The sequence below is a fragment of the Enterobacter cloacae complex sp. FDA-CDC-AR_0132 genome (genome assembly GCF_003010695.1).
Lineage (GTDB): Bacteria > Pseudomonadota > Gammaproteobacteria > Enterobacterales > Enterobacteriaceae > Enterobacter > Enterobacter ludwigii.
Map to the genome: position 1 here is coordinate 188151 of NZ_CP027618.1, position 25065 is coordinate 213215.

Annotated in this window: 25 protein-coding genes; 7 read left to right on the forward strand and 18 right to left on the reverse strand. The window is 53.3% G+C overall.

Annotated features, from left to right (window positions below; translation table 11 throughout):
• Positions 1-4: 4 nt before the first annotated feature.
• The 6 genes from nuoF to lrhA form a co-directional block, all read right to left on the reverse strand.
• Positions 5-1342, reverse strand: coding sequence for an NADH-quinone oxidoreductase subunit NuoF (nuoF, locus tag AM379_RS00870; RefSeq protein WP_014170996.1), 1338 nt, complete (start codon positions 1340-1342; stop codon positions 5-7).
• Positions 1339-1839 carry an NADH-quinone oxidoreductase subunit NuoE gene (nuoE, locus tag AM379_RS00875; RefSeq protein WP_014170998.1) on the reverse strand — a complete coding sequence of 167 codons (501 nt, stop codon included), beginning with the start codon at positions 1837-1839 and terminating at the stop codon, positions 1339-1341. Before nuoE ends, nuoF begins: the two co-directional genes overlap by 4 nt.
• A gap of 2 nt (positions 1840-1841) precedes the next feature.
• On the reverse strand, positions 1842-3644 hold the full coding sequence (nuoC, locus tag AM379_RS00880) for an NADH-quinone oxidoreductase subunit C/D (RefSeq protein WP_014170999.1): 1803 nt from the start codon (positions 3642-3644) through the stop codon (positions 1842-1844).
• Between the two features lie 89 nt (positions 3645-3733).
• A complete protein-coding gene (gene nuoB, locus AM379_RS00885; protein ID WP_003861482.1) occupies positions 3734-4408 on the reverse strand; it encodes an NADH-quinone oxidoreductase subunit NuoB in 675 nt (224 codons plus the stop codon).
• A 15-nt stretch (positions 4409-4423) separates the two neighbouring features.
• Positions 4424-4864, reverse strand: coding sequence for an NADH-quinone oxidoreductase subunit NuoA (nuoA, locus tag AM379_RS00890; protein WP_014171000.1), 441 nt, complete (start codon positions 4862-4864; stop codon positions 4424-4426).
• A gap of 630 nt (positions 4865-5494) precedes the next feature.
• Entirely contained in the window at positions 5495-6433 is a 939-nt protein-coding gene (lrhA, locus tag AM379_RS00895) for a transcriptional regulator LrhA (protein ID WP_025203584.1), read from the reverse strand.
• Between the two features lie 941 nt (positions 6434-7374).
• On the opposite strand from lrhA, the gene alaA reads away from it, so the two are divergent.
• Both alaA and yfbR read left to right on the forward strand, forming a co-directional pair.
• Positions 7375-8589, forward strand: coding sequence for an alanine transaminase AlaA (alaA, locus tag AM379_RS00900; protein ID WP_014171002.1), 1215 nt, complete (start codon positions 7375-7377; stop codon positions 8587-8589).
• Positions 8590-8682: 93 nt separating this feature from the next.
• Complete coding sequence (gene yfbR, locus AM379_RS00905) at positions 8683-9282, forward strand: 5'-deoxynucleotidase (RefSeq protein ID WP_014171003.1); 600 nt, start codon at positions 8683-8685, stop codon at positions 9280-9282.
• A 40-nt stretch (positions 9283-9322) separates the two neighbouring features.
• On the opposite strand, the gene AM379_RS00910 is transcribed toward yfbR, so the two are convergent.
• The 4 genes from AM379_RS00910 to yfbV form a co-directional block, all read right to left on the reverse strand.
• Positions 9323-11155, reverse strand: a complete 1833-nt coding sequence (locus AM379_RS00910; RefSeq protein ID WP_106503368.1) for an SLC13 family permease — start codon at positions 11153-11155, stop codon at positions 9323-9325.
• Between the two features lie 75 nt (positions 11156-11230).
• Positions 11231-11890, reverse strand: coding sequence for a sugar phosphatase (locus AM379_RS00915; RefSeq protein WP_047356572.1), 660 nt, complete (start codon positions 11888-11890; stop codon positions 11231-11233).
• Between the two features lie 11 nt (positions 11891-11901).
• Positions 11902-12396 (reverse strand): YfbU family protein, encoded by a 495-nt coding sequence (locus AM379_RS00920; protein ID WP_020883140.1) that lies wholly within the window; start codon positions 12394-12396, stop codon positions 11902-11904.
• Positions 12397-12488: 92 nt separating this feature from the next.
• Positions 12489-12944, reverse strand: a complete 456-nt coding sequence (gene yfbV / locus AM379_RS00925) for a terminus macrodomain insulation protein YfbV (RefSeq protein ID WP_008502875.1) — start codon at positions 12942-12944, stop codon at positions 12489-12491.
• Between the two features lie 337 nt (positions 12945-13281).
• Between yfbV and ackA the strand changes: the two genes are divergently transcribed.
• The gene (gene ackA / locus AM379_RS00930) at positions 13282-14484 is read left to right on the forward strand and encodes an acetate kinase (RefSeq protein WP_040018038.1); all 1203 of its coding nucleotides are present in this window, start codon (positions 13282-13284) and stop codon (positions 14482-14484) included.
• Between the two features lie 76 nt (positions 14485-14560).
• The gene (pta, locus tag AM379_RS00935; protein WP_014171009.1) at positions 14561-16702 is read left to right on the forward strand and encodes a phosphate acetyltransferase; all 2142 of its coding nucleotides are present in this window, start codon (positions 14561-14563) and stop codon (positions 16700-16702) included.
• A gap of 44 nt (positions 16703-16746) precedes the next feature.
• Here the strand turns inward: pta and AM379_RS00940 are convergent, their stop codons facing one another.
• The 5 genes from AM379_RS00940 to AM379_RS00960 form a co-directional block, all read right to left on the reverse strand.
• Positions 16747-17700, reverse strand: coding sequence for a transketolase family protein (locus AM379_RS00940; RefSeq protein ID WP_025203581.1), 954 nt, complete (start codon positions 17698-17700; stop codon positions 16747-16749).
• Entirely contained in the window at positions 17693-18523 is an 831-nt protein-coding gene (locus tag AM379_RS00945) for a transketolase (protein ID WP_073396196.1), read from the reverse strand. Before AM379_RS00945 ends, AM379_RS00940 begins: the two co-directional genes overlap by 8 nt.
• Positions 18520-19911, reverse strand: coding sequence for a PTS ascorbate transporter subunit IIC (locus AM379_RS00950; RefSeq protein WP_020883137.1), 1392 nt, complete (start codon positions 19909-19911; stop codon positions 18520-18522). Before AM379_RS00950 ends, AM379_RS00945 begins: the two co-directional genes overlap by 4 nt.
• A gap of 21 nt (positions 19912-19932) precedes the next feature.
• Entirely contained in the window at positions 19933-20205 is a 273-nt protein-coding gene (locus AM379_RS00955; protein ID WP_014171013.1) for a PTS sugar transporter subunit IIB, read from the reverse strand.
• A gap of 79 nt (positions 20206-20284) precedes the next feature.
• On the reverse strand, positions 20285-20728 hold the full coding sequence (locus AM379_RS00960; RefSeq protein ID WP_032678615.1) for a PTS sugar transporter subunit IIA: 444 nt from the start codon (positions 20726-20728) through the stop codon (positions 20285-20287).
• A 238-nt stretch (positions 20729-20966) separates the two neighbouring features.
• Between AM379_RS00960 and AM379_RS00965 the strand changes: the two genes are divergently transcribed.
• Positions 20967-21986: a LacI family DNA-binding transcriptional regulator gene (locus tag AM379_RS00965; RefSeq protein WP_014171015.1), complete on the forward strand. Its 1020-nt coding sequence runs from the start codon at positions 20967-20969 to the stop codon at positions 21984-21986.
• Between the two features lie 3 nt (positions 21987-21989).
• Here the strand turns inward: AM379_RS00965 and yfcD are convergent, their stop codons facing one another.
• Genes yfcD through yfcF form a run of 3 tightly spaced genes read right to left on the reverse strand, consistent with a single transcriptional unit; the run spans position 21990 to position 23850 of the window.
• The gene (yfcD, locus tag AM379_RS00970; protein ID WP_014171016.1) at positions 21990-22544 is read right to left on the reverse strand and encodes an NUDIX hydrolase YfcD; all 555 of its coding nucleotides are present in this window, start codon (positions 22542-22544) and stop codon (positions 21990-21992) included.
• Between the two features lie 55 nt (positions 22545-22599).
• A complete protein-coding gene (gene yfcE / locus AM379_RS00975) occupies positions 22600-23151 on the reverse strand; it encodes a phosphodiesterase (RefSeq protein WP_020883134.1) in 552 nt (183 codons plus the stop codon).
• Between the two features lie 54 nt (positions 23152-23205).
• Complete coding sequence (gene yfcF, locus AM379_RS00980; protein ID WP_044857736.1) at positions 23206-23850, reverse strand: glutathione transferase; 645 nt, start codon at positions 23848-23850, stop codon at positions 23206-23208.
• A 140-nt stretch (positions 23851-23990) separates the two neighbouring features.
• Between yfcF and yfcG the strand changes: the two genes are divergently transcribed.
• Together yfcG and folX are read left to right on the forward strand one after the other, a co-directional pair.
• On the forward strand, positions 23991-24620 hold the full coding sequence (yfcG, locus tag AM379_RS00985) for a GSH-dependent disulfide bond oxidoreductase (protein ID WP_020883132.1): 630 nt from the start codon (positions 23991-23993) through the stop codon (positions 24618-24620).
• A 74-nt stretch (positions 24621-24694) separates the two neighbouring features.
• The gene (gene folX, locus AM379_RS00990; RefSeq protein WP_020883131.1) at positions 24695-25063 is read left to right on the forward strand and encodes a dihydroneopterin triphosphate 2'-epimerase; all 369 of its coding nucleotides are present in this window, start codon (positions 24695-24697) and stop codon (positions 25061-25063) included.
• Positions 25064-25065 lie beyond the last annotated feature (2 nt).

Below are 25065 nucleotides of genomic sequence, written 5' to 3' on the forward strand. Positions count from 1 at the left end.
TGTTTTACCAGCGCGCTTTCAGCAGGTTCGGCTGAATCCCATTGATGGCATGGGTATTGCTGAACGGCTGCTTGATGCCTGCTTCGAATTCGTCGCGGAAATATTTAATCGCGCTCTGCAGTGGCTCAACGGCGCCTGGTGCGTGGGCACAGAAGGTTTTCCCGGGGCCCAGGAATCGACACAGTTGCTCAAGTGTCTCGATATCGCCAGGCTGGCCTTCGCCACGTTCGATAGCACGCAGGATCTTCACGCTCCACGGCAGACCATCACGGCACGGTGTACACCAGCCGCAGGACTCGCGAGCAAAGAACTCTTCGAGGTTACGCACCAGCGATACCATGCCGATCTCATGGTCGACGGCCATCGCCAGCGCCGTACCCAGACGGCTGCCTGCTTTACCAATGCTTTCGAATTCCATCGGCAGATCAAGATGGGCCTCGGTCAGGAAGTCGGTCCCTGCACCGCCTGGCTGCCAGGCTTTGAATTTCAGGCCATCACGCATGCCGCCAGCGTAGTCTTCAAGAATTTCACGTGCAGTGGTGCCAAACGGCAGTTCCCAGACGCCAGGGTTCTTCACGCGACCGGAGAAGCCCATCAGCTTGGTACCGGCATCTTTACTGTTCGAGATGCCCTGATACCACTCCACGCCATTGGCGAGGATTGCCGGGACGTTACACAGGGTTTCGACGTTGTTTACACAGGTCGGTTTACCCCAGACGCCAGAGCTTGCCGGGAACGGTGGCTTGGAACGTGGGTTCGCACGGCGGCCTTCAAGGGAGTTAATCAGTGCGGTCTCTTCACCACAGATATAACGCCCTGCCCCGGTGTGCACGAACAGCTCGAAGTCGAAACCGGTGCCAAGGATGTTTTTACCCAGCAGGCCCGCTTCAGTGGCTTCGGCAATCGCGCGACGCAGGTTTTCAGCCGCTTCGATGTATTCACCGCGCAGGAAGATGTAACCCCGGTACGCTTTCAGCGCGAACGCGGAGATCAGCATGCCTTCCACCAGCAGGTGCGGCAGCTGTTCCATCAGCAGGCGGTCTTTATAGGTGCCCGGTTCCATTTCATCAGCGTTACACAGCAGGTAACGGATGTTCATGGATTCGTCTTTTGGCATCAGGCTCCACTTCAGACCGGTGGAAAAGCCTGCGCCGCCGCGCCCTTTCAGGCCAGCGTCTTTAACCGCACTGACGATATCGTCCGGTGCCATGCCGCCCAGGGCTTTACGCGCACCGGCATAGCCGTTTTTGCTCTGGTATTCGTCGAGCCATACCGGCTGTTTGTCATCACGCAGACGCCAGGTCAGTGGATGAGTTTCAGCAGTACGAATTACAGTTTTCATTTGTACTGCTCCAGCAGGTCAGGAATGGCTTCCGGCGTCAGATAACTGTGAGTATCCTCATCAATCATCATGGTCGGCCCCTTGTCGCAGTTCCCCAGGCAGCAGGTTGGCAGCAGCGTAAAGCGGCCATCGAACGTGGTCTGGCCTGGCTTGATATTGAGCTTTTTCTCAATCGCTGCCTGAATGCCCTGATAACCGGTAATGTGACAAACCACGCTGTCACAGTAGCGGATCACATGGCGACCCACCGGCTGACGGAAGATCTGGCTGTAGAACGTGGCTACGCCTTCTACGTCACTTGCCGGAATGCCCAGCACTTTTGCGATCTCATAGATCGCCCCATCCGGCACCCAACCACGCTGTTTCTGAACGATTTTCAGCGCTTCAATGGACGCCGCACGCGGGTCTTCGTAGTGGTGCATCTCGTGCTCAATAGCAGCACGTTCTGCTTCACTCAGCTCAAAAGCCTCGGTTTGTGGTTGTTGATTCTCGTGCATAATTAGCGGTCCACATCTGACATAACAAAATCGATACTACCCAGATACACAATCAGGTCGGAGACCAGACTGCCGCGGATGGCGGACGGGATCTGCTGCAGGTGCGCAAAGCTTGGTGTACGCACGCGGGTACGGTAGCTCATGGTGCTGCCGTCACTGGTCAGGTAGTAACTGTTAATACCCTTGGTCGCTTCAATCATCTGGAAGGATTCTTGCGCCGGCATGACCGGACCCCAGGAAACCTGCAGGAAGTGGGTGATCAGGGTTTCGATATGTTGCAGCGTGCGCTCTTTCGGCGGCGGCGTCGTCAGCGGGTGATCCGCCTTGAACGGGCCTTCCGGCATGTTGTTGAGGCACTGCTCAAGGATGCGCAGACTCTGGCGCAACTCTTCAACTTTCAGCATCACGCGGGTGTAGCAGTCGGAAACACCGCCGCCAACCGGGACTTCGAAGTCGAAGTTTTCATAGCCAGAGTAAGGACGGGCTTTACGCACGTCGAAATCAATACCGGTTGCGCGCAGACCCGCACCTGTCGTACCCCACTCCAGCGCTTCTTTCGCACCGTAGGCTGCAACGCCCTGGGAACGGCCTTTCAGGATGGTGTTACGCAGTGCGGCTTTCTCGTAAGAAGCCAGACGTTTTGGCATCCAGTCGAGGAATTCACGCAGCAGACGCTCCCAGCCGCGCGGCAGATCGTGTGCCACACCGCCGATACGGAACCAGGCCGGGTGCATACGGAAACCGGTGATGGCTTCTACCAGATCGTAGATTTTCTGACGATCGGTAAAGGCAAAGAAGACCGGGGTCATCGCGCCAACGTCCTGAATGAACGTGGAGATATACAGCAGGTGGCTGTTGATACGGAACAGTTCGGAGAGCATCACGCGGATGACGTTAACGCGATCCGGTACGGTGATACCTGCCAGTTTCTCAACGGCCAGCACGTAAGGCATTTCGTTTACGCAACCGCCGAGGTACTCGATACGGTCGGTATACGGAATGTAGCTGTGCCAGGACTGACGCTCGCCCATCTTCTCAGCACCACGGTGGTGGTAACCGATGTCCGGTACGCAGTCGACAATCTCTTCGCCATCAAGCTGAAGAATAATACGGAAAGCACCGTGCGCAGAGGGGTGGTTTGGACCGAGGTTGAGGAACATGAAGTCCTCGTTTTCCGTCCCGCGTTTCATGCCCCAGTCTTCCGGCTTGAAGGTCAGCGCTTCCATCTCCAGATCCTGCTTGGCTTTCGTCAGCTCAAACGGGTCGAATTCAGTCGCACGTGCCGGATAGTCTTTACGCAGCGGGTGGCCGGTCCACGTCTGCGGCATCATGATGCGCGTCAGATGCGGGTGGCCGTCGAAGGTCATCCCGAACATTTCCCAGGTTTCACGCTCATACCAGTTAGCGTTCGGGAAAAGTTTAGTGATCGTCGGCAGATGCATGTCGTTTTCAGACAATGCCACCTTGAGCATGATATCCGTATTACGGTCTATTGAGATCAGGTGGTAGAAAACGGAAAAATCCGCAGCAGGGAGACCCTGGCGGTGCGTACGCAGACGTTCATCCATGCCGTGTAAGTCAAACAGCATGACGTAAGGTTTTGGCAATTTCTTGAGGAAATCGACCACTTCCAGTAATTGCTCACGCTTCACCCAAACAACGGGTACCCCGGTGCGGGTCGCCTGAACAGTAAAGGCATCCGGCCCAAAACGGTTGCGCAGTTCGCCAATGACAGGGTCATCCAGATGATCCCGTGTTTGCCAGGCGGCTTCTTGCGCGGTTAAGTCGGTCATATTGTTCACCATTGCAAATGGTCCGTGGTGACTGTAGGGCGTGGCTTCGCGCTATTTGAGTAGTGATATGCGAAGGTTTACTCCATGCCCACAGGCGCAAATTAAATTTCGTCAGGCGTACGCAGATTGGTTACTGCAATACGTTCGCCGCGTTTACGCTCGCGCTCAGACTGCATGTTGGCGCGGTAAACACCCTGATCGCCAACCACCCAGGAGAGCGGACGACGTTCTTTACCGATAGACTCCTGCAGCAGCATCAGCGCCTGCATGTAAGCTTCCGGACGCGGCGGACAACCCGGGATGTAAACATCCACTGGAATAAACTTATCTACGCCCTGTACGACGGAATAAATGTCGTACATACCGCCAGAGTTTGCACATGCGCCCATGGAAATAACCCATTTTGGCTCCAGCATCTGGTCATACAAACGCTGAATAACAGGTGCCATCTTGGTAAAGCATGTACCTGCCACCACCATCAGGTCAGCCTGACGTGGGGAAGCACGCAGTACCTCTGCCCCAAAACGCGCAACGTCATGCACCGCAGTGAATGACGTCACCATTTCAACGTAGCAGCAAGAAAGGCCAAAGTTGTAAGGCCAGATGGAGTTCTTACGACCCCAGTTGACCATATCGTGCATGGCATGCTCGAGTTTGCCCATGTACACGCTTTTATTGACTTCTTGCTCCAGGGGGTCGGTTACGATCTCCTGTTTTTGCAGGGGGTAACGGTCATTCTCACCGTTAGGATCTATGCGGGTGAGCGTATAATCCATCTTATTGCCTCGCTGTTACTGCTGACGATTAGAGATACTGTTTTCCGGGTTGATGTGTTCACGACGTGAACGCGCAGGCGTCCAGTCAAGCGCGCCAATACGCACCAGATAAACCAGACCGGCCAGTAACACTAAAATGAAAATTGCGGCCTCGACAAAGCCCACCCAACCACTTTCGCGGATGGAAGTTGACCATGCGAAAAGGTAAAGCGCTTCCACGTCAAAGATGACGAAGAACATGGCTACCAGATAGAACTTGGCAGACAGGCGTAAGCGAGCGGAACCTACTGAATCAATACCTGATTCGAAAGGTGTGTTCTTGTGCCTTGCACGGGCGCGACCGCCCAGGAACCAGCCGCCGACTAACATCAGGCAGCACAGGCCAATGGCTACAATAAGAAAGATTGCGAATGCCCAGTGATGAGCGATGACTTCTGTGGATGTTGACATACTCATTGCTTACTCATCAAAAGTGATACCTACGACACTGCTCTTGCTGGCAGATGGGCATCACATCGATTCATGGGGAGGAACGAAAAACCTTACACTAACTGTCAGAAATGAGACGTAGACAGCAAAATGATGGGGTTTTTTACTCCTTTCTATAACCTTTTGTCAACTTTAACAAAGGTTTCTTCACATTAAATTACATCGAGCGATTCTCATTAACATTTGGTGCCCTTTAACCCTGGTGGGTACCTGAGTTTACGTCAAATGCATGTTGTTGAATCGTGTCCGTTTTGGAAGTAAAAAAAATAACCCTCCTATTTTGACAGGATTTGCCAACGATTCCTCCCCCCAAAGAGGAGTATTTTCTTGATCTGAGACACGCTTTTGTTAATTCACCCAAAAAACCAGCAACATATTTCCTGTTTTATTAACATCGAGGCGAGCTGGAGGGAGACTGAACGGGAAACGCACAACATTTGAACAAAAGCATTTATCTCACTGATAAATAGACACTATCCTAAAAATCCACGCGGTGATCGCGGGTATTACTGCCAAAAAAAAGCCACTGCAGGCGAAAATCGCGTGAGTGGCTTTTTTTTACATTTACAAATTGTTACCAGAATTTTGAGCTGTCGATCACTCAAAGTCCCCTTCAACGATCAGGGAATCATCCCCCCCTTCGGAGGTAACATGTTCGAACTGCCATGGATTATGGTAGTTTTCCATCGCCTCGAACACGACTTTCGCCAGTTCGTTATTGCTGGACGTATTGTGGCAGAGCAGATACTCCGTATCAGGCAAAGCAGGAAGACCATCTGATTTACCCAGTACGCGCAGATCCGGGCTCATCATTTCTACCGGACGGGCCGTTACTCCAAGCCCCGCTTTCACGGCAGCACGTACCGCTGGCAATGTGGAAGCCACATAAGCCAGACGCCATGGAATATTGGCCTCATTGAGCGCCGCCAACACCATATCGCGGAACGGACTCGGATCATCCAGTAATACCAATGGAATTGGCTCACCTTTTTGCAGCACATATTCAGCGGCGCAATACCAATGCGTCGGAGACGTGCGCAACGTCAGGCAATTAAATTGCCCTGGACGGTGCGTGGTCACCACCAGATCGACCTTATTCTCATTTAACATCTCAATCATAAAAGCATTTCGTTTTACGCTAACGTCCAGCGCAAGCTTCGGATAAACCGAACTAATTCGATTGAGAAGAAATGGCAATATTGTGTCTGCTGACTCATCAGACGCACCTAACGTTAGCACCCCTTGCAGGTTGCTATACATTAATGACATACATGCTTCGTCATTAAAGCGAAGTATTTTCCTGGCATAACCCAGAAGCTGAATACCGTGTTCCGTTAAGAGCTTATTACGCCCGTGACGGGCAAAGAGCTCTTTACCAACCAGTTGTTCCAGCCGTTGCATTTGCTGGCTAACGGCGGACTGGGTTCGGCAAACGGCGGCAGCAGCAGCTGCAAAAGTGTTGAGATCGGCGACCGCAACAAACGTTCTCAGCAGATCGAGGTCGAGATTCATTATCGGACGATTTGCATTTATCATATCTTTTCACTTTCAGGTTGCTCGTGCGGAGCTGCCCGGGTTGAAGCTGTGTGTGTAACAGTTAAGCAATTCCCTCTGAAGGTTTTCCCTCGCATCCCGGCCCGGCAGACTGCCTGACAGATAGTTATTGTGCTGTTTTAATATCAACAGTCAGAAAGCACGTTTCATGACGTTATTTTTATTCTCTTAAACGTTCAGGATATTTAGATGTTTGCAGGTTTATGTAAATTCCATTAAGGGTGATACACCCTTTCTGCCATCTTTCTCGCAGTGCTGTCAACGTAGCAGGAGATGTTTAACCCATTCCGGCCAGAGATAACTCTAACAATAACAATCAATTAATTCAGAAAACCTGTTCCACAAATACAAAACATATGTATCTGTGCCCAGCTTTCCTGAAAGACATCTTAACCCAAATCCACTTTATTTATAAGTCTTATTGCAATATTGAGGATTTATGAGGGTTGTTAAGCTTCTCAACTAATTTTATTAAAATTAACTAAAGTTGCATTTTGTTGGTTAATAATAAATAAATTTTAATTTAGATTAAGGCCATTCATTAATAACACTTAACATTAATTTCACATGAGTAACTTTTAGCCAATGCACACTATTACAACCCCACGTAACGAAGCATTCAGGTTTTACGAAAGGTCACTCAGCGTAACTGCCACGCAGGTTGCGGATATTATTTATTTTTATCAGAACAATATACAACATTTATATTATTTAACAGCACAATAAACCTACTTTCACACCATTAACCTTACTTTACGTCAGTTAAATTGTTCGCTGATAGCGAAAAAGATTCACACCATTTTCATTCACTCCACAAAATCTTCTCCTGCCCGCCCTTCAAAACGCAGCGAGGGGGGAGTACATTATTCCGTGCTGACTTCCACGGCAGGGAGTGGCAACAATCGCGAAAAGGTTAAAGGTTCATGTCCCCTATCGAAAAATCCAGCAAGCTAGATAACGTCTGTTACGACATCCGTGGCCCGGTTCTGAAAGAGGCTAAACGCCTTGAAGAAGAAGGCAATAAGGTTCTAAAACTCAACATTGGTAACCCTGCGCCATTTGGTTTTGAAGCGCCGGATGAAATTCTGGTTGATGTGATCCGCAACCTGCCTACTGCGCAAGGCTATTGCGATTCAAAAGGACTTTACTCCGCACGAAAAGCCATCATGCAGCACTACCAGGCGCGCGATATGCGTGATGTTACCGTTGAAGATATCTATATCGGCAACGGTGTCTCTGAGCTGATCGTGCAGGCCATGCAGGCGCTGCTGAACAGCGGTGACGAAATGCTGGTTCCCGCGCCGGATTATCCGCTGTGGACGGCGGCCGTATCCCTGTCCAGCGGTAAAGCCGTGCACTATCTTTGCGACGAGTCCTCTGACTGGTTCCCGGATCTCGATGATATTCGTGCGAAAATTACCCCACGCACGCGCGGCATCGTTATTATTAACCCGAACAACCCAACGGGCGCGGTCTACTCAAAAGAGCTGCTGATGGAGATCGTGGAGATCGCCCGCCAGCACAACCTGATCATCTTTGCCGACGAAATTTACGACAAGATCCTGTATGACGCGGCGCAGCACCACTCTATCGCCGCACTGGCTCCGGACCTGCTGACCGTGACTTTTAACGGCCTGTCTAAAACCTACCGTGTGGCCGGTTTCCGTCAGGGCTGGATGGTCTTAAACGGCCCGAAAAAACATGCGAAAGGCTATATTGAAGGGCTGGAAATGCTCGCCTCTATGCGTTTATGTGCCAACGTGCCGGCGCAGCATGCTATCCAGACCGCACTCGGCGGCTATCAGAGCATCAGCGAGTTTATCGTGCCAGGCGGGCGTTTATATGAGCAGCGTAACCGCGCGTGGGAGCTTATCAACGATATTCCAGGCGTCTCCTGCGTGAAGCCGAACGGCGCGCTCTACATGTTCCCGAAAATCGACGCGAAACGCTTTAATATTCATGACGACCAGAAGATGGTGCTCGATTTCCTGCTGCAGGAAAAAGTGCTGCTGGTTCAGGGTACCGCCTTTAACTGGCCGTGGCCGGATCACGTGCGTATCGTTACCCTGCCGCGTGAAGATGACCTCGAGATGGCCATCAGCCGCTTTGGACGTTTCCTCTCAGGTTACCACCAGTAATCTTAAAATCAGGCTACTTCGGTAGCCTGATTTGCATCTTGCCTCCCCTCCCCGCACAATGAAGTCTGTCGCAGTGAAGACAAAAGGTAACCTATGAGTCAGAGTCATTTCTTTGCCCACCTCTCCCGCCTTAAACTGATCAACCGCTGGCCGCTGATGCGCAATGTCCGCACCGAGAATGTGTCGGAGCACAGTCTGCAGGTTGCGATGGTCGCTCACGCTCTGGCTGCCATTAAAAACCGGAAATTCAACGGGCAGGTTAACGCTGAGCGTATTGCCCTGCTGGCGATGTATCACGATGCCTCGGAAGTGCTGACCGGGGATTTACCGACACCCGTGAAATATTTCAACTCGCAGATAGCCCAGGAATATAAGGCCATTGAGAAGATTGCTCAGCAGAAACTGATCGACATGGTGCCGGACGAGCTGCGCGATATTTTTGAGCCGCTGATTGATGAGCATCAGTACACGGAAGAGGAAAAATTACTGGTTAAGCAGGCGGATGCGCTATGCGCTTACCTGAAATGTCTGGAAGAGCTGTCCGCGGGGAATAACGAATTTCTGCTGGCGAAAACGCGTCTGGAAAAAACGCTGGAATCACGCCGCAGCGAAGAGATGGATTATTTCATGCAGGTGTTTGTGCCGAGCTTCCATTTGTCGCTGGACGAGATCAGTCAGGACTCCCCTCTCTGACGGTATGCCGGGTCGCGACATCGCTACCCGGCATTAGGGTTTAAAACGGGAACAGTACGGGAATCAGTATCACGCACACCACCATCACCAGCACGGTGAAGGGCACGCCTATCTTCACAAAATCACTGAATTTGTAATTTCCCGGGCCAAGCACCAGCGTATTGACCGGTGACGAGACCGGAGTCATAAACGCTGCAGATGCCGCCATAGCGACGATCATGGCAAACGGGTACGGCGAAACCCCCATTGATTTCGCCATCGCCAGTGCAATGGGTGCCATCAGGACGGCCGTGGCCGTATTGGAGATAAACAGGCCTATCGTGGCGCACATGATAAACAGGCAGACCAGCATCATGTAAGGCCCGTATCCACCGCCTGCGTCCATGAGTCCCTTGACGATCAAATCCACCCCACCGGTTTTTTGTAACGCCAGGGCAAAGGGCATCATCCCGACAATCAGAATGATGCTCGGCCAGTGAATGGCTTTGTAGGCGCTTTCGGCATCAATACAGCGGAATTTCCCCATCAGAAGACAGGCGATAATGGCCGCAATGGGGTTTGGAATTTCGTCAGTCAGCATCAGTGCGACCATCAACACCAGGCAAAAAATCGCATGCGGTGCCTGGCTGTGCGCCGGAGAAGCATCGCTCTCTTCAACCGGCATATTGAGTACCACAAAGTCGCGGCCTTTCTGCCCGAGCTGACCGATCAGTTTCCAGTTGCCGACGACCAGGAAGATATCACCGAGCAGGATAGGCTCATCCACTACCGCCCCTTCCATCGCCACGCCATCACGCTTTAAGCCCACCACGTTTAGCCCATAGCGGGTCCTGAAGCCGATTTCGCGCACGGTTTTACCCAGTAATTCTGATTCCGGGATCAGCGACACTTCGGCCATGCCGACATCCAGCGCCTGGTCTGAGAAATACTCCCCACGTAGCACCATGGGTTCCAGCAACTGTTCACTGCAAAACTCGCGCAAATCGACATCGGCGGTGGACATATCAATCAGCAAAACGTCGCGTGCACGGAATTCCGACACCCCGTTGACGTTAACAATCACCCGCCGAAAACGACGCCAGCGCTCTACACCGATCACGTTCGCGCCATAGCGCTCGCGCAGCTTCAGGTCGTCAAGACGCTGGCCAATGAGGGGCGAGCCGGGGCGGATAGCCAGACGGCGCGCCCGCCCGGTCAGACGGTACTCTTTGATCAGATCGCGGAAGGTCCGTCGTTTCCAGCCGTCTTTGCTTTTATCCTGTTTTTCCCCCTTCAGGGCAAAACGGGTTAACAGCATGTAGACCACGCCCAGCACCAGAATCACCAGTCCAAGTGGGGTCACGCTGAAAAAGCTAAAGCCTTCAAACCCTTCGCGGATTAGCTCACTGTTGACGACCAGGTTCGGCGGGGTCGCCACCAGCGTCATCATCCCGCTGATAAGACCGGCAAAGCTCAGAGGCATCATCAGGCGCGACGGCGAGGTTTGCATCCGCATGGAGACGCTCAGCACCACCGGGATAAAGATGGCGACGACGCCCGTGGAGCTCATAAAAGCCCCCAGCCCGGCAACCGTCAGCATCAGGTAGATCAACATTTTGGTTTCGCTGTTGCCGGCCACCTTGACCAGCCACGACCCCATAATGGTCGCCACGCCAGTGCGCACCAGTCCGTCGCCAATAATAAACAGGGCGGCAATCAGGATAACGTTGGGATCACAAAATCCGGAGAAAGCCTCCGGCAGCGTGAGCGTACCGCTCAGCACAAAGGCAACGATGACAAACAAGGCGATGGCATCCATGCGCACCTTGCCTGAGGCAAAGAGAAGGATGGCGATTAAAAGCAGGCTCAGGACCCAAATCAGTTCACCGTTCACAACATATCCTTGTCAGTGGAGGAGACAAAATTTTGCCATAAAAAAGCCCCAACAATGTGGGGCTAAATCATGGGATTACATTTTAAGCGAGACGGTTACAACTCCGTCCGGTGCCTTCGCAACGTTAATCGCCGTCAGCGTGTTAAGCACCAGATCCGCCTCGTTCAGGCGGGGTGAACCCGCCGGAACGTTAACGGCGATAACGTGGCTTCCGGCGTTCAACCCCGCCAGGACGCCTGCTGCAGCATCCTCCACCACCACGCAATCGGCTGGTGCCAGGCCAAGCAGTTCGGCACCGAGTAAAAAGGCATCCGGTTCAGGCTTGCCGCGCTTCACGCGCTCTGCCGTGATAAACACTTCGGGCGTCGGTAACCCTGCGGCCTTGTGGCGGGCATGGGCAACGGGCACCGAGCCGGAGGTGACGATCGCCCACGGGATTTGTGCTTCGTTCAGATGTTCAAGCAGTTCACGCGCCCCCGGCAGCGCTGTGATGCCATCCGTGTCGGTGGCTTCAATGTGCTCAAGATAGCTGAACTCCGCCTGAATCTCTTCCTCAGAACGTCCTGCTAAGAAGTGCCGCAATGAGGTTATGGCCTGTTTGCCATGGATAAAATTCAGTACTTCCTGATGGTCAATGCCATGTCTGTCCGCCCAATGGCACCATGAACGCTCCACAACCGGCAGCGAATCCACCAGCGTACCGTCCAAATCAAACAGAAAACCTCTACACTGCACAAGCACCTCCGTCAGGCATTAATAATTTGTTGAATCTCATTGTTACTTAAATGGTACTGGCGCGGGCAGGCGTGCCAGACGCTCAGCATGCGCTGATATTTTTCCCACATTGGGGTCTGCGCATTGAAGCCGTGTGTGCCCGCGTCAAAATGGGTATAGCGCCCTTCCGTGTTCACCATAAAACGCACATAGCTCAGATAACGCGCTTCCGTTGCGGCATCAAAGCCCAGGAAGGTGACGCGACGTTCGTCAATGGACTGCTGATCTTTGAGATTGGTCCAGGAAACATGCAGGGCGTGATACATCTCCATAATGTCGATCACGGTGCGGCAGGTTTCTTCTTTCATCTCACCAAACTCACGGTCCAGTTCACGCATCTGCAAACCAAAGCCACGTTCGACGATTGTCTGCAGGCGGCTGTAGCGCTCAGCGTTATCGGGATCAAGCATAGTCATCATTTTGTACTGGTTGGACAAAATCAGACGTTGAGCATGGGTCATTTCCATCTTTCGACTCCTGTAGCGCATTGCACTGTAAAAAAAAGACACGGTAACGGTGAGTTACTGTGCCTTCTTTTATTCGTCGTTTCGATGATCAATCACAAGTCATCGAGGAATGTTTTGTCGAGTTGCTTAAAAGCGCGCTTGAGCGTGTCAGCCAGCGCCTGGTAATCGGGCTTGCCTTCGACCGGGGCAAGCGCCTGCCCGGCTTCCTCCAGTTTCCCGCGAACTTCATAAAACCAGTGTAAAATAGAAGGCGGGAGTGGCGTGATAGAACGTTTACCTAACCACCACAGACCCTGCATCGGCAGACTTAACGCGAAAAGTGCCGTCGCAACGGCCGGGCCAAGCTGCCCGCCCAGCGCGATTTGCCAGCAGAGCGTAAAGATGGCGACAGGTGGCATAAAGCGAATCGCATAGCGCGTGGCGCGGATCGTGCGATTCTCAATAAACATGGGCGCAAGGCGCTTTTCCATTGGCCACGTCTTTGCGTAATGCTGTCCCCGACGAAACAGACTGAAAAAATTCACGGACGGGTTCTCTGGTGTCGACATGGCTGTACCTCAACTTCACATATAAAAATTAAAATTTTCGCGCAAAACCACAACAGGCTATGACAACGTTCAAAATATTTTGTCATCAGCACCCCGTATCGGGTATTCTGTGCCAGCCTGATAGGCCCTTAGACGAGAACCATTAACTCGTCAAATTATCGCATATTATGCCATTGGCTGAAAAATGTTCAAAATGGCATAAAATCATATGTATTTCTTCCATCATGCCACAATGTTCGTTTGGCATGATGTTAATCATAAATGTCTGAGTCATTATGCGTTACGCTTTTAGACTCCCTGACGTTTTTTTAGCCACGTATCAATAATAGGTACTTCCATGTCGAGTAAGTTAGTACTGGTTCTGAACTGCGGTAGCTCCTCACTGAAATTCGCCATCATCGATGCGCTCAACGGTGACGAATACCTCTCTGGTTTGGCCGAATGTTTCCATCTGCCTGAAGCACGTATCAAGTGGAAGATGGACGGCAGCAAACAGGAAGCGGCTTTAGGTGCAGGCGCCGCTCACAGTGAAGCGCTGAACTTTATCGTTAACACTATTCTGGCACAAAAACCAGAACTGTCTGCTCAGCTGACTGCGATTGGTCACCGTATCGTCCACGGCGGCGAAAAATACACCAGTTCCGTCGTTATCGACGAAACGGTTATTCAGGGCATTAAAGACTCTGCCTCTTTCGCACCGCTGCACAACCCAGCTCACCTGATCGGTATCGCTGAAGCGCTGAAATCCTTCCCGCAGCTGAAAGACAAAAACGTGGCTGTGTTCGACACTGCGTTCCACCAGACCATGCCGGAAGAATCTTACCTCTATGCCCTGCCGTACAGCCTGTACAAAGAGCACGGCGTTCGTCGCTACGGCGCGCACGGCACCAGCCACTTCTATGTGACTCAGGAAGCCGCTAAAGTGCTGAACAAGCCGGTTGAAGAAGTTAACATCATCACCTGCCACCTGGGCAACGGTGGTTCTGTTTCTGCCATCCGCAACGGTAAATGTGTTGATACATCCATGGGTCTGACCCCGCTGGAAGGTCTGGTGATGGGTACCCGTTCCGGTGACATCGACCCGGCTATCATCTTCCACCTGCACGACACCCTGGGCATGAGCGTTGATCAGATCAACAAAATGCTGACCAAAGAGTCTGGCCTGCTGGGTCTGACCGAAGTCACCAGCGACTGCCGTTATGTTGAAGACAACTACGCAGAAAAAGCAGACGCTAAACGTGCAATGGACGTTTACTGCCACCGTCTGGCGAAGTACATCGGCTCTTACACTGCGCTGATGGACGGTCGTCTGGACGCGGTAATCTTCACCGGTGGTATCGGTGAGAACGCGGCAATGGTTCGTGAACTGTCCCTGGGTAAACTGGGCGTTCTGGGCTTCGAAGTTGACCACGAGCGTAACCTGGCTGCCCGCTTCGGCAAGTCTGGCTTCATCAACAAAGAAGGCACCCGTCCGGCTATCGTTATCCCAACTAACGAAGAGCTGGTCATCGCGCAAGACGCGCACCGCCTGACTGCCTGATTCCACACCGCCAGCAATGCTGGCGGTGCTGTTTTGTAGCCCGCCCCCTGTCGGCGGTAACGAAAGAGGATAAACCGTGTCCCGTACTATTATGCTGATCCCTACCGGAACCAGCGTCGGTCTGACCAGCGTCAGCCTTGGCGTTATCCGTGCTATGGAACGCAAAGGCGTTCGTCTGAGCGTCTTTAAGCCTATCGCCCAGCCTCGTGCCGGTGGCGATGCGCCAGACCAGACCACCACCATCGTGCGTAAGAACTCCAATCTGCCAGCGGCTGAACCGCTGAAGATGAGCCACGTTGAATCTCTGCTGTCCAGCAACCAGAAAGACGTGCTGATGGAAGAGATCATCGCCAACTATCACGCTAACACGCAAGACGCGGAAGTGGTGCTGGTTGAAGGCCTGGTCCCGACCCGCAAACACCAGTTCGCACAGTCTCTGAACTTCGAAATCGCGAAAACGCTGAATGCGGAAATCGTGTTCGTCATGTCCCAGGGTACCGATAACCAGGAACAGCTGAAAGAGCGTATCGAACTGACCCGCAGCAGCTTCGGCGGCGCGAAAAATACCAACATCACTGGCGTTATCGTTAACAAACTGAACGCACCGGTTGATGAACAAGGTCGTACCCGTCCTGACCTGTCCGAAATCTTCGATGACTCTTCTAAAGCGAAAGTGGTTAAAGTTGATCCGGCGACTCTGCAGGATTCCAGCCCGCTGCCAGTACTGGGCGTGGTGCCATGGAGCTTCGACCTGATTGCTACCCGTGCAATCGACATGGCGCGTCACCTGAACGCTACCGTGATTAACGAAGGCGACATCAATACCCGCCGCGTGAAGTCTGTGACCTTCTGTGCGCGTAGCATTCCGCACATGCTGGAACACTTCCGCGCAGGCTCTCTGCTCGTGACCTCCGCTGACCGTCCTGACGTGCTGGTTGCTGCGTGCCTGGCCGCGATGAACGGTGTGGAAATCGGTGCCATTCTGCTGACCGGCGCTTACGAGATGGATCCACGCGTAAGCAAGCTGTGCGAACGTGCGTTCGCCACTGGCCTGCCAGTCTTTATGGTGAACACCAACACCTGGCAGACCTCTCTGAGCCTGCAGAGCTTCAACCTGGAAGTGCCGGTTGATGACCATGAACGTATCGAAAAAGTGCAGGAATACGTGGCGGGCTACATCAACGCAGACTGGATTGAATCCCTGACGGCGACCTCCGAGCGCAGCCGTCGTCTGTCTCCTCCGGCCTTCCGTTACCAGCTGACCGAGCTGGCGCGTAAAGCGGGCAAACGTGTTGTTCTGCCAGAAGGCGACGAACCACGTACCGTTAAAGCGGCTGCCATCTGTGCAGAGCGCGGCATCGCGACCTGTGTGCTGCTGGGTAACCCGGATGAAATTAACCGCGTTGCTGCCTCTCAGGGCGTTGAGCTGGGTGCAGGTATTGAAATCGTCGACCCGGAAGTGGTTCGCGAAAGCTATGTTGCGCGCCTGGTTGAGCTGCGTAAGAGCAAGGGCATGACCGAAGCCGTAGCGCGTGAGCAGCTTGAAGACAACGTTGTGCTGGGCACGCTGATGCTGGAGCAGGACGAAGTTGACGGTCTGGTTTCCGGTGCGGTTCACACCACGGCGAACACCATCCGTCCACCGCTGCAGCTGATCAAAACGGCGCCAGGCAGTTCTCTGGTGTCTTCCGTGTTCTTCATGCTGCTGCCTGAACAGGTTTACGTTTACGGTGACTGTGCGATCAACCCGGATCCAACTGCAGAGCAGCTGGCTGAGATTGCTATTCAGTCTGCCGATTCCGCGATTGCCTTCGGTATTGAACCTCGCGTGGCAATGCTCTCCTACTCCACCGGTACTTCTGGTGCAGGTAGCGATGTAGAGAAAGTCCGTGAAGCGACACGTCTGGCACAGGAAAAACGTCCTGACCTGATGATCGACGGTCCGCTGCAGTATGATGCCGCGGTTATGGCTGACGTTGCGAAATCCAAAGCACCGAACTCACCGGTTGCGGGTCGCGCTACCGTGTTCATCTTCCCGGATCTGAACACCGGTAACACCACCTACAAAGCGGTGCAGCGTTCTGCAGACCTGATCTCCATCGGGCCAATGCTGCAGGGTATGCGCAAACCTGTGAACGACCTGTCCCGTGGCGCGCTGGTTGACGATATCGTCTACACCATCGCTCTGACCGCGATCCAGTCTTCACAACAGCAGTAATACGTTACTGACTAAAAAGGCGACCCGAAGGTCGCCTTTTTTATTTACAACAACTCCCTCGCCGCCGACACAATGTCGTGTGCCGTCAGGCCATACTCCTTCTGCAGGAAGTCCTGTGTCCCCACCTGGCCGTAACGCTCCTTCACGCCCACCCGACGCATCGGCACCGGACAGGTTTCCACCAGCACTTCCGCCACTGCCGATCCCAGCCCGTTATGAATGCTGTGGTTTTCGCAGGTCACGATACGTCCGGTTTTCTCGGCGTAGTTTTTCACCAGCATCCGGTCAATCGGCTTAAGGGTAAACATATCGATCACCGCGGCGCTGACGCCCTCCTGTTCGAGCTGACGCGCCGCTTCAAGCGCTTCCGCCACCATAATGCCGTTGGCAATCAGGGTGATATCACTGCCTTCGCGCAGTACGTTGCCCTTGCCAAGCGTAAATGTCGAACCCGGCGCATACACGCTCGGGGCCTGCTTACGGATGGTACGCACCCAGTAGAAACCTTCGAGGTCAATAAGCTGGCGCAGTACATCTTCAAACATCACCGCATCCGTTACCTCCAGCACCACCGAATGGGCAAGCCCCCGCACGATGCCCATATCTTCAAACGACATATGCGTGCCGCCGTTATGACAGGCCGTCACGCCGGCATCTGAAGCAATGACCTTCACATTGTTACGCTGGTAGTCCAGGGACATAAACAGCTGGTCGAAACAGCGACGGCTGGCGAAGGCGGTAAAGGTATGCACGAACGGCTTGCGTCCGGTCAGCGACAGCCCCGCCGCCGTCCCCATAACGTTAGCTTCCATGATGCCGCAGTTAATCACATGCTGCGGATAATCACGTGCCACGCCATCCATCGCCATTGAGCTCATCAGATCCGCCTCGAGGGCGATAATGTCGCTCCCGGCTTCAATCTGCTGTGCCACAAACCCCGCGTAGACTTTACGCATCTCAACGGCGTCTTTCTGACCTGCAGGTGCAACCTTAATCATGTGAAGCCTCCAGTTGGCGAATCGTCTCGTTGAGGGCCGCCTTGCTCTCGGCGGTTAATCGCAGATGGTGCGAGTTACTCAGTTGCTCCAGATACGGCACGCCCTGCCCTTTGATACTGTCGAGGATCACCACCAGCGGGCGAGCATCCGCCGCCGGAACCAGCGATGTCACCTCCAGCAGTGCCGGAATGTCATCTCCTTTCACCGTCACCACGTCAAACCCGAAGGCACGGAATTTTCCTTCCAGATCGAACGCACAGATAATGTCGTCGAGTTCGCCATCAAGCTGCTGTTTGTTCCAGTCAACGAATACCGTCAGGCTATTCAGTCGATGGTGTGCAATAAACTGGAACGCTTCCCAGCACTGCCCTTCGTTCAGCTCGCCGTCGCCGACGATACAGAAAACCCGGTTGGGGCGTCCCGCCAGCTTATGCGACAGCGCCATTCCACCGGCGATGGAAATCCCCTGCCCCAGCGAGCCGGTGGTGGCATCCACCCCGCGCGTTTTTAGCCGGTCCGGATGGCTCGGCAGACGCGTACCGTTCTGGTTCAGCGTGCTCAGTTCTTCCATCGGGAAGTAGCCTTTGATCGCCAGGGTGCTGTACAGCGCGGGACCAGCATGTCCTTTTGACAAGACAAAGTAGTCACGCTCTGGCCAGTCCGGGTCGGCCGGGTCAATTTTCATCACTGCTCCGTACAACACGGCCAGGGTTTCAACAACCGACATACTGCCGCCGTAGTGACCAAAGCCCAGCTGGGTCAGCATTTTCAGCGTTTCAAGGCGGATCTGACGCGCCAGATGGGTTATCTCATTCTCATTCATGATTTGGCTCCGGTGTTTTCCTGCGCGTTATCGCCCGCAGATTTGTTTTTAGCGAATACGTTGTACGCCACCAGCAGTGCGAACAACGCCACAACAAGGCCGGTGATGGCAAGCGGCGACAGGAAGCGCGCCAGGTTACCCAGCACGATCCCGACAGCGCCAAAGTCAGCGTCCGAGAACGTGGTATTGGCAAATCCAATTGCCCCCAGCACCGGCAGCAGCAGAACCGGCAGGAAGGTGATCAGCAGGCCGTTGGCAAACGCACCAATCATCGCTCCACGACGTCCCCCGGTGGCGTTACCAAACACGCCCGCGGTAGCGCCGGTGAAGAAGTGCGGCACCACACCAGGCAGAATCAGCACCCAGCTGAACTGCCCACAGATAAACAGACCCACAAGCCCGCCAAGGAAGCTGAACAGGAAGCCAATCAGCACCGCATTTGGCGCATACGGATAGACAACCGGGCAGTCCAGAGCCGGACGTGCATTCGGCACCAGTTTTTCAGAAAAGCCGGTAAAGGCCGGGACGATTTCCGCCAGAATCAGGCGCACACCCTGCAGGATGATGAACACCCCCGCGGCGAACGTGATGGCCATGATGATGGCATAGACCAGGTAGTTCTGACCGCCGCTAAAGGTCGCCTCAACGTAGTCACGCCCGGCGCTCACCGCCATGATCAGGTAGATGATCATCATGGTCAGCGAGATGGAGATAGAGCTGTCGCGCAGGAAGCTCAGGTTCTTCGGCAGGTTCATCTCTTCAGTCGAGCGAGAGCCTTTGCCGAACTTACTGCCAATCCAGCCGGAGAGAACATAGCCCAGGGTACCGAAGTGACCAAAAGCGATGTCATCGTTGCCGGTAATGCGCTTCATGTAACGCTGCGCCAGCGCCGGGAAGAAGGCCATCACCAGACCGAGGATCAGCGACCCGGTAAAGACCAGACCAACGCCCTCAAAGCCCGCCACGGTGAGGATGACCCCAATCATGCATGCCATGTAGAAGGTATGATGCCCGGTCAGGAAGATATACTTCAGACGCGTAAAGCGGGCGACAATGATATTTGCCACCATACCGAATGCCATAATCAGCGCGGTAGAGGCACCGTATTTCTCCAGCGCAATGGAAACAATTGCCTCGTTATTGGGAATAATGCCCTGAATATTAAAGGCGTGTTCAAACATTCCGCCTAACGGATTTAATGACCCAACCAGCACCGTGGCCCCGCCGCCGAGCACAATAAAACCGAGTATGGTTTTAATGGTCCCTTTCACCACATCAGAAAAAGATTTCTTTTGAGCGACCAGGCCAATTAAGGCTATTAAGCCCACCAGCACCGACGGGACTTTTAATATATCAACAACGAAATTCAGCGTTTCAAGGATAAACATATCCACCTCGCCTTATCAGGATTATTGTCTGTCGAACCAGGCGCGGAGCTGCGCTTCGAGTTCGTTGATATCAATGATGTTGTTGATCACCACCAGCTGGCTTTCCGGCACGCTGGCACTGGCGGCAATGTCCTTCGCCATCACGAAAAGATCGGCGGCACCCGGCGTTGCCGAGGAGAGATCGGAGTGTTCAACGTCGGCGTCAATGGCCAGCTTCTTGAGCACCTTTTTAATATTCATTTCGACCATAAAACTACTGCCCAGGCCTGAACCGCAAATAGCCATAATTTTCATTGTTGTCCCCTTTTTTTGAGTAGAGCACGCCCCATCACGCTAAACGTAATGTTGTGATAAATCGGATGAGAGAATTAAATCAGAAGCGGTCAATAATCGTTTTAATGTCCTCCAGGGTATTCGCCTGATGCAATTCAGCCATATCGTCGTCGCTGGAAAATAATTCAGCGAGGGCAGAGATCATGTCGATGTGACTGTGTTTATCCGGCGCCGCGAGCATAATAATAACATCCACGGGATCGAACTCGCCGGCACCAAAAGAGACTCCCTTTTTCAGTTTTAATAATGAGAGGCCTAATCCTTTGGCCCCCTCTTCCGGCCGCGCATGCGGCATGGCCAGCCCTGGTGCCAGCACATAATAAGGTCCTAATGCATGATGCTGCTCAATGATGGCCGTCACGTATTCCGGGCCAATCACCTGCAGATTCAGCAACGGTTTCGCGCATATTTCCAGCGCCTGCGGCCAGCTTTCCACGCTCTCCTGCAGCGTGATGGTTGTATCATATATCCACTTTTTCAGCATTTCTCCGTCCCGCCACAATGCAAAAGATGAGCAAACTTTATTCAACACATCCCTTATTGACTGCGATCGGGATCACAAAGATAGCGCTACCAATCGCTAACATTCAGAAGTGTGATAGCGCTATCAAATTGTAATCATGGTGTGAATTCACAGCAAAAAAAGGGATTTAAGGCGTATACTGCGTTTCACGTGAAACGAAGGATGATAATAAAAACGCGTCTGGTCAGCAGGAAGGTGTATGTCTCTAACCCGAAAACGGCGCAGTACCGGTAAAGTGACACTCGCCGATGTCGCACAGCTTGCCGGGGTGGGCACGATGACCGTGTCCCGTGCACTCCGCACGCCTGAACAGGTTTCCGATAAACTGCGAGAAAAAATAGAAGCCGCTGTACAGGAATTGGGTTACATGCCTAATCTCGCTGCCAGCGCGCTGGCCTCGGCATCGTCATGGACGATTGCGATGGTCGTTCCTAATCTCTCCGAATCCGGTTGCTCGGAGATGTTCGCCGGGCTTCAGCAGGTACTGCAGCCTGCCGGATACCAGATCATGCTGGCCGAATCACAGCATCGACTCGAGCAGGAAGAAAAATTGCTGGAGACGCTGCTGGCGTCGAACATTGCCGCTGCGATTTTGCTCAGCGTTGAACACTCCGATACTGTCCGCCACTGGCTGAAAAACGCCTCCATTCCGGTCATGGAAATGGGGGCCATGCGCGCCGATCCTATCGATATGAATATCGGGATTGATAACGTCGCGGCGATGTACGAACTGACGGAGATGGTTATTAAGCGTGGCTACCAGAATATTGGCCTGCTGTGCGCTAACCAGGAGCAGTGGATTTTCCAGCAGCATTTACAGGGCTGGTACAAAGCGATGCTTCGCCACCATATGTCACCAAACCGGGTGATTAACGCCGCCATGCCACCGAGTTTTTCCACGGGTGCGGCGCAACTGCCGGAGTTCCTGCTGGCGTGGCCGGAGCTGGATGCACTGGTGTGCGTGTCGGATGAACTGGCCTGCGGGGCACTTTATGAATGCCAGCGTCGGCGTATAAAAGTACCGGACGATCTGGCCGTGGTAGGTTTTGGCGATAGCGACGTCAGCCGGGTCTGTCAGCCACCGCTGACGACCATGGCTGTGCCACATCGTAAGATTGGGATTGAAGCGGGACGCGCGTTACTGGAACGTCTGAATGATGGAGACTGGCGCGATCATAAACCTATCGCGTCCAGCCTGTGTCTGCGGGAGAGCTGTTGAGGCTTACTCCGCCTCTTCCTCTTTTTCCGCTTTCGTGGATTCGTTTTTAGCGTTGCGGGTCATCCACAGCGCCAGCGCTTTTAACGAATCCGGGGTGAACTCGTCGCAACGCGCGGTAATTTCTTCCGGCGTCATCCAGTTCACTTCGCTCACTTCTTCTTCCTGCAGGGCGAACGGGCCATGGGAAACGCAGCTAAACAGCCCGCCCCAGACGCGGCAATGCTCGTCCTCGAAATAGAACTGACCATGCTCGGCAAACGGCACGCCGGCAATCCCTAACTCTTCTTCCGCTTCACGACGCGCGGAGTCCAGCAGAACTTCATCCGCCTGAACAACGCCGCCTGCAGTTGCATCCAGCATACCAGGGAGAAAATCTTTGGTGTCCGTGCGGCGCTGAACCAGAATTTTGCCCATCCCGTCATGCACAACGATGTATGTCGCACGGTGACGCAGACGCTCCGCGCGCATTTGTTCGCGGCTGGCCTGCGCGATCACTTCATTCTCTTCGTTGACAATGTCAACCCACTCTGTACTTGCCAAATGACTCTGCTCCACCATCGGGAAACCTTCTCGTCTAAGCGCTCTTTCGGCGCGTTTGCAGTTGAGGTGTAACTTACGGATTAATCGCTATTTGCGCAATAACTTGCTGATCATTAAGTGCGATTACGCTTAACGTATTCTCATCGAGCATGCCATAGCTTGCTGAATTTCCACCTTTCGGTATGCTGACCGAACCGGGGTTAAAGTGATATATCTCGCCGCGTTTTTCTGCCACCGGAATATGAGTATGACCGTAAACCAGGACATCGCCAGCCGCCAGTGCCGGGAGATTTTCCGGGCTAAAAAGATGACCATGGGTCAGGAACAGACGGCTATTTTCCATCAGCACCTGTTGCCAGGGGGCAGTGATGGGAAAATCCAGCAGCATCTGGTCCACTTCACTGTCGCAGTTACCGCGAACGGCGATAATGCGCGAAGCATACTGATTGAGTTTTTCCGCTACCTGCGCCGGTGCATAGCCTTCCGGCAGCGCATTGCGCGGACCATGATTTAACACATCCCCCAGAATCACCAGCCATTGCGCCCTGCTTTGAGCAAACAGAGAAAGAACACGCTCGGTCGCGGGCAGCGAACCATGGATATCAGACGCAAACATCAGTTTCATCAGTCACTCCCTGGAAATCAGACTGCCCTATCATACCTGAAGCGTCAGGCTATATCAGCCCGCCCGCTTAGCGGAGAGTGCCACATAGCGCTGCACTGAGGCGCGTTGCCACTGAAACGCGGCATAATCCACCAGCAGCTGAGGCACCTCATCCCCATTGAGGATCAGACGGTTCAGCATCAGCGCCAGATCGGTATCGGCAATACACCACTCGCCGAATAAATTCGGATTACCATGAGCCAGCAGAGAAGTCGCGGTATCGATCAGTTTTTGGGCACTGGCCGCACCGTCTTTACTCAGCGCCGGTTTTTTCACCCCGGCAAACACCACATCCGTGGAGCGTTCCACGCGAATCGGCACCAGATCGCTGCGCAGCCACGCCTGGATCTGACGAGCGCGGGCACGTTTTTGCAGATCGTGAGGGTAGATGCGCTCCCACTCAGGTGGTGCGAACCGATCTTCCAGATACTCATCGATCGCCGACGATTCACTCAGCGCGAAGCCATCAATGTCCAGCACCGGCACGCGACGGGTCAGGGCGTAGCCCTGCCACTGTGGTTTCAGATGTTCACCGCCGTCCAGATCCACCGTCTTTAGCGTAAATGACAGTCCTTTTTCGGCCAGCGCCACATACGCGCTCAGAACATAGGGAGAAAAGAAATCTGCATCGGACCATAACGTGATTACGGGCTGGTTCATAACATCCTCATCGGCTGATCGGTTTTCATTCAACATATAATCTCTTTGCCTCGCTGTCACTTGATGAAAACTCACGATTTACAACAACCACCTATACTCATTTTTCATGGCGTCACTATTTTCACTGACAGGAGTTGAGAATGATCGACCTTTATTATGCCCCTACCCCGAACGGCCATAAGATCACCCTCTTTCTTGAGGAAGCCGAACTGGATTACAGGATCATTCGCGTGGATATCAGCAAAGGCGATCAGTTCAGTCCTCTCTTTCTGGCTATATCGCCAAACAATAAAATCCCGGCCATTATTGATAACCATCCTGCCGATGGGGGCAAGCCGTTGAGCCTGTTTGAATCCGGAGAAATATTGCTCTATCTGGCAGAGAAGACAGGCAAATTGCTGAGCGGAGAGCTGCGCGAGCGTCACCACACGCTGCAGTGGCTTTTCTGGCAGACGAGCGGTCTGGGGCCGATGCTCGGACAAAACCACCATTTTACCGCCTACGCACCGCAGCCGATTCCTTATGCTATCGAACGCTATCAGGTGGAAACCCAGCGGTTATACGGCGTTCTGAACCGTCGGCTGGAGAAAGCACCGTGGCTCGGTGGGGATCATTACAGCATCGCCGACATTGCCTGCTGGCCCTGGGTGAATACCCATGAAAAGCACCGCATTGACCTGGCGTCTTACCCGGCGGTGAACAACTGGTTTGAACGAATCCGCACGCGTCCGGCCACCGAACGCGCCATGCAAAAAATCCAGCAAATTTAAGCCGGTGGCTGGTGTGTGCCGGAGTGGCTCTCATGTATTATGTGAAGGAAATTCTGACACGGAGAAGACCTGCAATGTCACAGCATGACGCTATTATTCGTATAAAAAATTTACGCCTACGCACCTTCATCGGTATCAAAGAGGAAGAGATCGCCAACCGTCAGGATATCGTGATTAATGTGGTTATCCACTACCCGGCTGAGAAAGCGCGGGCCAGCGAAGATATTAATGATGCGCTGAACTACCGCACGATAACCAAAAAAATCATCCAGTACGTGGAAAACAACCGCTTCTCTTTACTGGAAAAATTAACTCAGGATGTGCTCGACATCGCACGCGATCATCACTGGGTCACTTATGCTGAAGTAGAGATCGATAAACTTCACGCCCTGCGTTACGCCGATTCCGTCTCGATGACGTTAAGCTGGCAACGCCAGGCGTAACC

Coding starts and splice junctions, on each gene's coding strand:
- nuoF (WP_014170996.1), bottom strand. CDS start 1,342: ATGAAAACTGTAATTCGTACTGCTGAAACTCATCCACTGACCTGGCGT.
- nuoE (WP_014170998.1), bottom strand. CDS start 1,839: ATGCACGAGAATCAACAACCACAAACCGAGGCTTTTGAGCTGAGTGAA.
- nuoC (WP_014170999.1), bottom strand. CDS start 3,644: ATGGTGAACAATATGACCGACTTAACCGCGCAAGAAGCCGCCTGGCAA.
- nuoB (WP_003861482.1), bottom strand. CDS start 4,408: ATGGATTATACGCTCACCCGCATAGATCCTAACGGTGAGAATGACCGT.
- nuoA (WP_014171000.1), bottom strand. CDS start 4,864: ATGAGTATGTCAACATCCACAGAAGTCATCGCTCATCACTGGGCATTC.
- lrhA (WP_025203584.1), bottom strand. CDS start 6,433: ATGATAAATGCAAATCGTCCGATAATGAATCTCGACCTCGATCTGCTG.
- alaA (WP_014171002.1), top strand. CDS start 7,375: ATGTCCCCTATCGAAAAATCCAGCAAGCTAGATAACGTCTGTTACGAC.
- yfbR (WP_014171003.1), top strand. CDS start 8,683: ATGAGTCAGAGTCATTTCTTTGCCCACCTCTCCCGCCTTAAACTGATC.
- AM379_RS00920 (WP_020883140.1), bottom strand. CDS start 12,396: ATGGAAATGACCCATGCTCAACGTCTGATTTTGTCCAACCAGTACAAA.
- yfbV (WP_008502875.1), bottom strand. CDS start 12,944: ATGTCGACACCAGAGAACCCGTCCGTGAATTTTTTCAGTCTGTTTCGT.
- ackA (WP_040018038.1), top strand. CDS start 13,282: ATGTCGAGTAAGTTAGTACTGGTTCTGAACTGCGGTAGCTCCTCACTG.
- AM379_RS00940 (WP_025203581.1), bottom strand. CDS start 17,700: ATGATTAAGGTTGCACCTGCAGGTCAGAAAGACGCCGTTGAGATGCGT.
- AM379_RS00945 (WP_073396196.1), bottom strand. CDS start 18,523: ATGAATGAGAATGAGATAACCCATCTGGCGCGTCAGATCCGCCTTGAA.
- AM379_RS00950 (WP_020883137.1), bottom strand. CDS start 19,911: ATGTTTATCCTTGAAACGCTGAATTTCGTTGTTGATATATTAAAAGTC.
- AM379_RS00955 (WP_014171013.1), bottom strand. CDS start 20,205: ATGAAAATTATGGCTATTTGCGGTTCAGGCCTGGGCAGTAGTTTTATG.
- AM379_RS00960 (WP_032678615.1), bottom strand. CDS start 20,728: ATGCTGAAAAAGTGGATATATGATACAACCATCACGCTGCAGGAGAGC.
- AM379_RS00965 (WP_014171015.1), top strand. CDS start 20,967: ATGTCTCTAACCCGAAAACGGCGCAGTACCGGTAAAGTGACACTCGCC.
- yfcD (WP_014171016.1), bottom strand. CDS start 22,544: ATGGTGGAGCAGAGTCATTTGGCAAGTACAGAGTGGGTTGACATTGTC.
- yfcE (WP_020883134.1), bottom strand. CDS start 23,151: ATGAAACTGATGTTTGCGTCTGATATCCATGGTTCGCTGCCCGCGACC.
- yfcF (WP_044857736.1), bottom strand. CDS start 23,850: ATGAACCAGCCCGTAATCACGTTATGGTCCGATGCAGATTTCTTTTCT.
- yfcG (WP_020883132.1), top strand. CDS start 23,991: ATGATCGACCTTTATTATGCCCCTACCCCGAACGGCCATAAGATCACC.
- folX (WP_020883131.1), top strand. CDS start 24,695: ATGTCACAGCATGACGCTATTATTCGTATAAAAAATTTACGCCTACGC.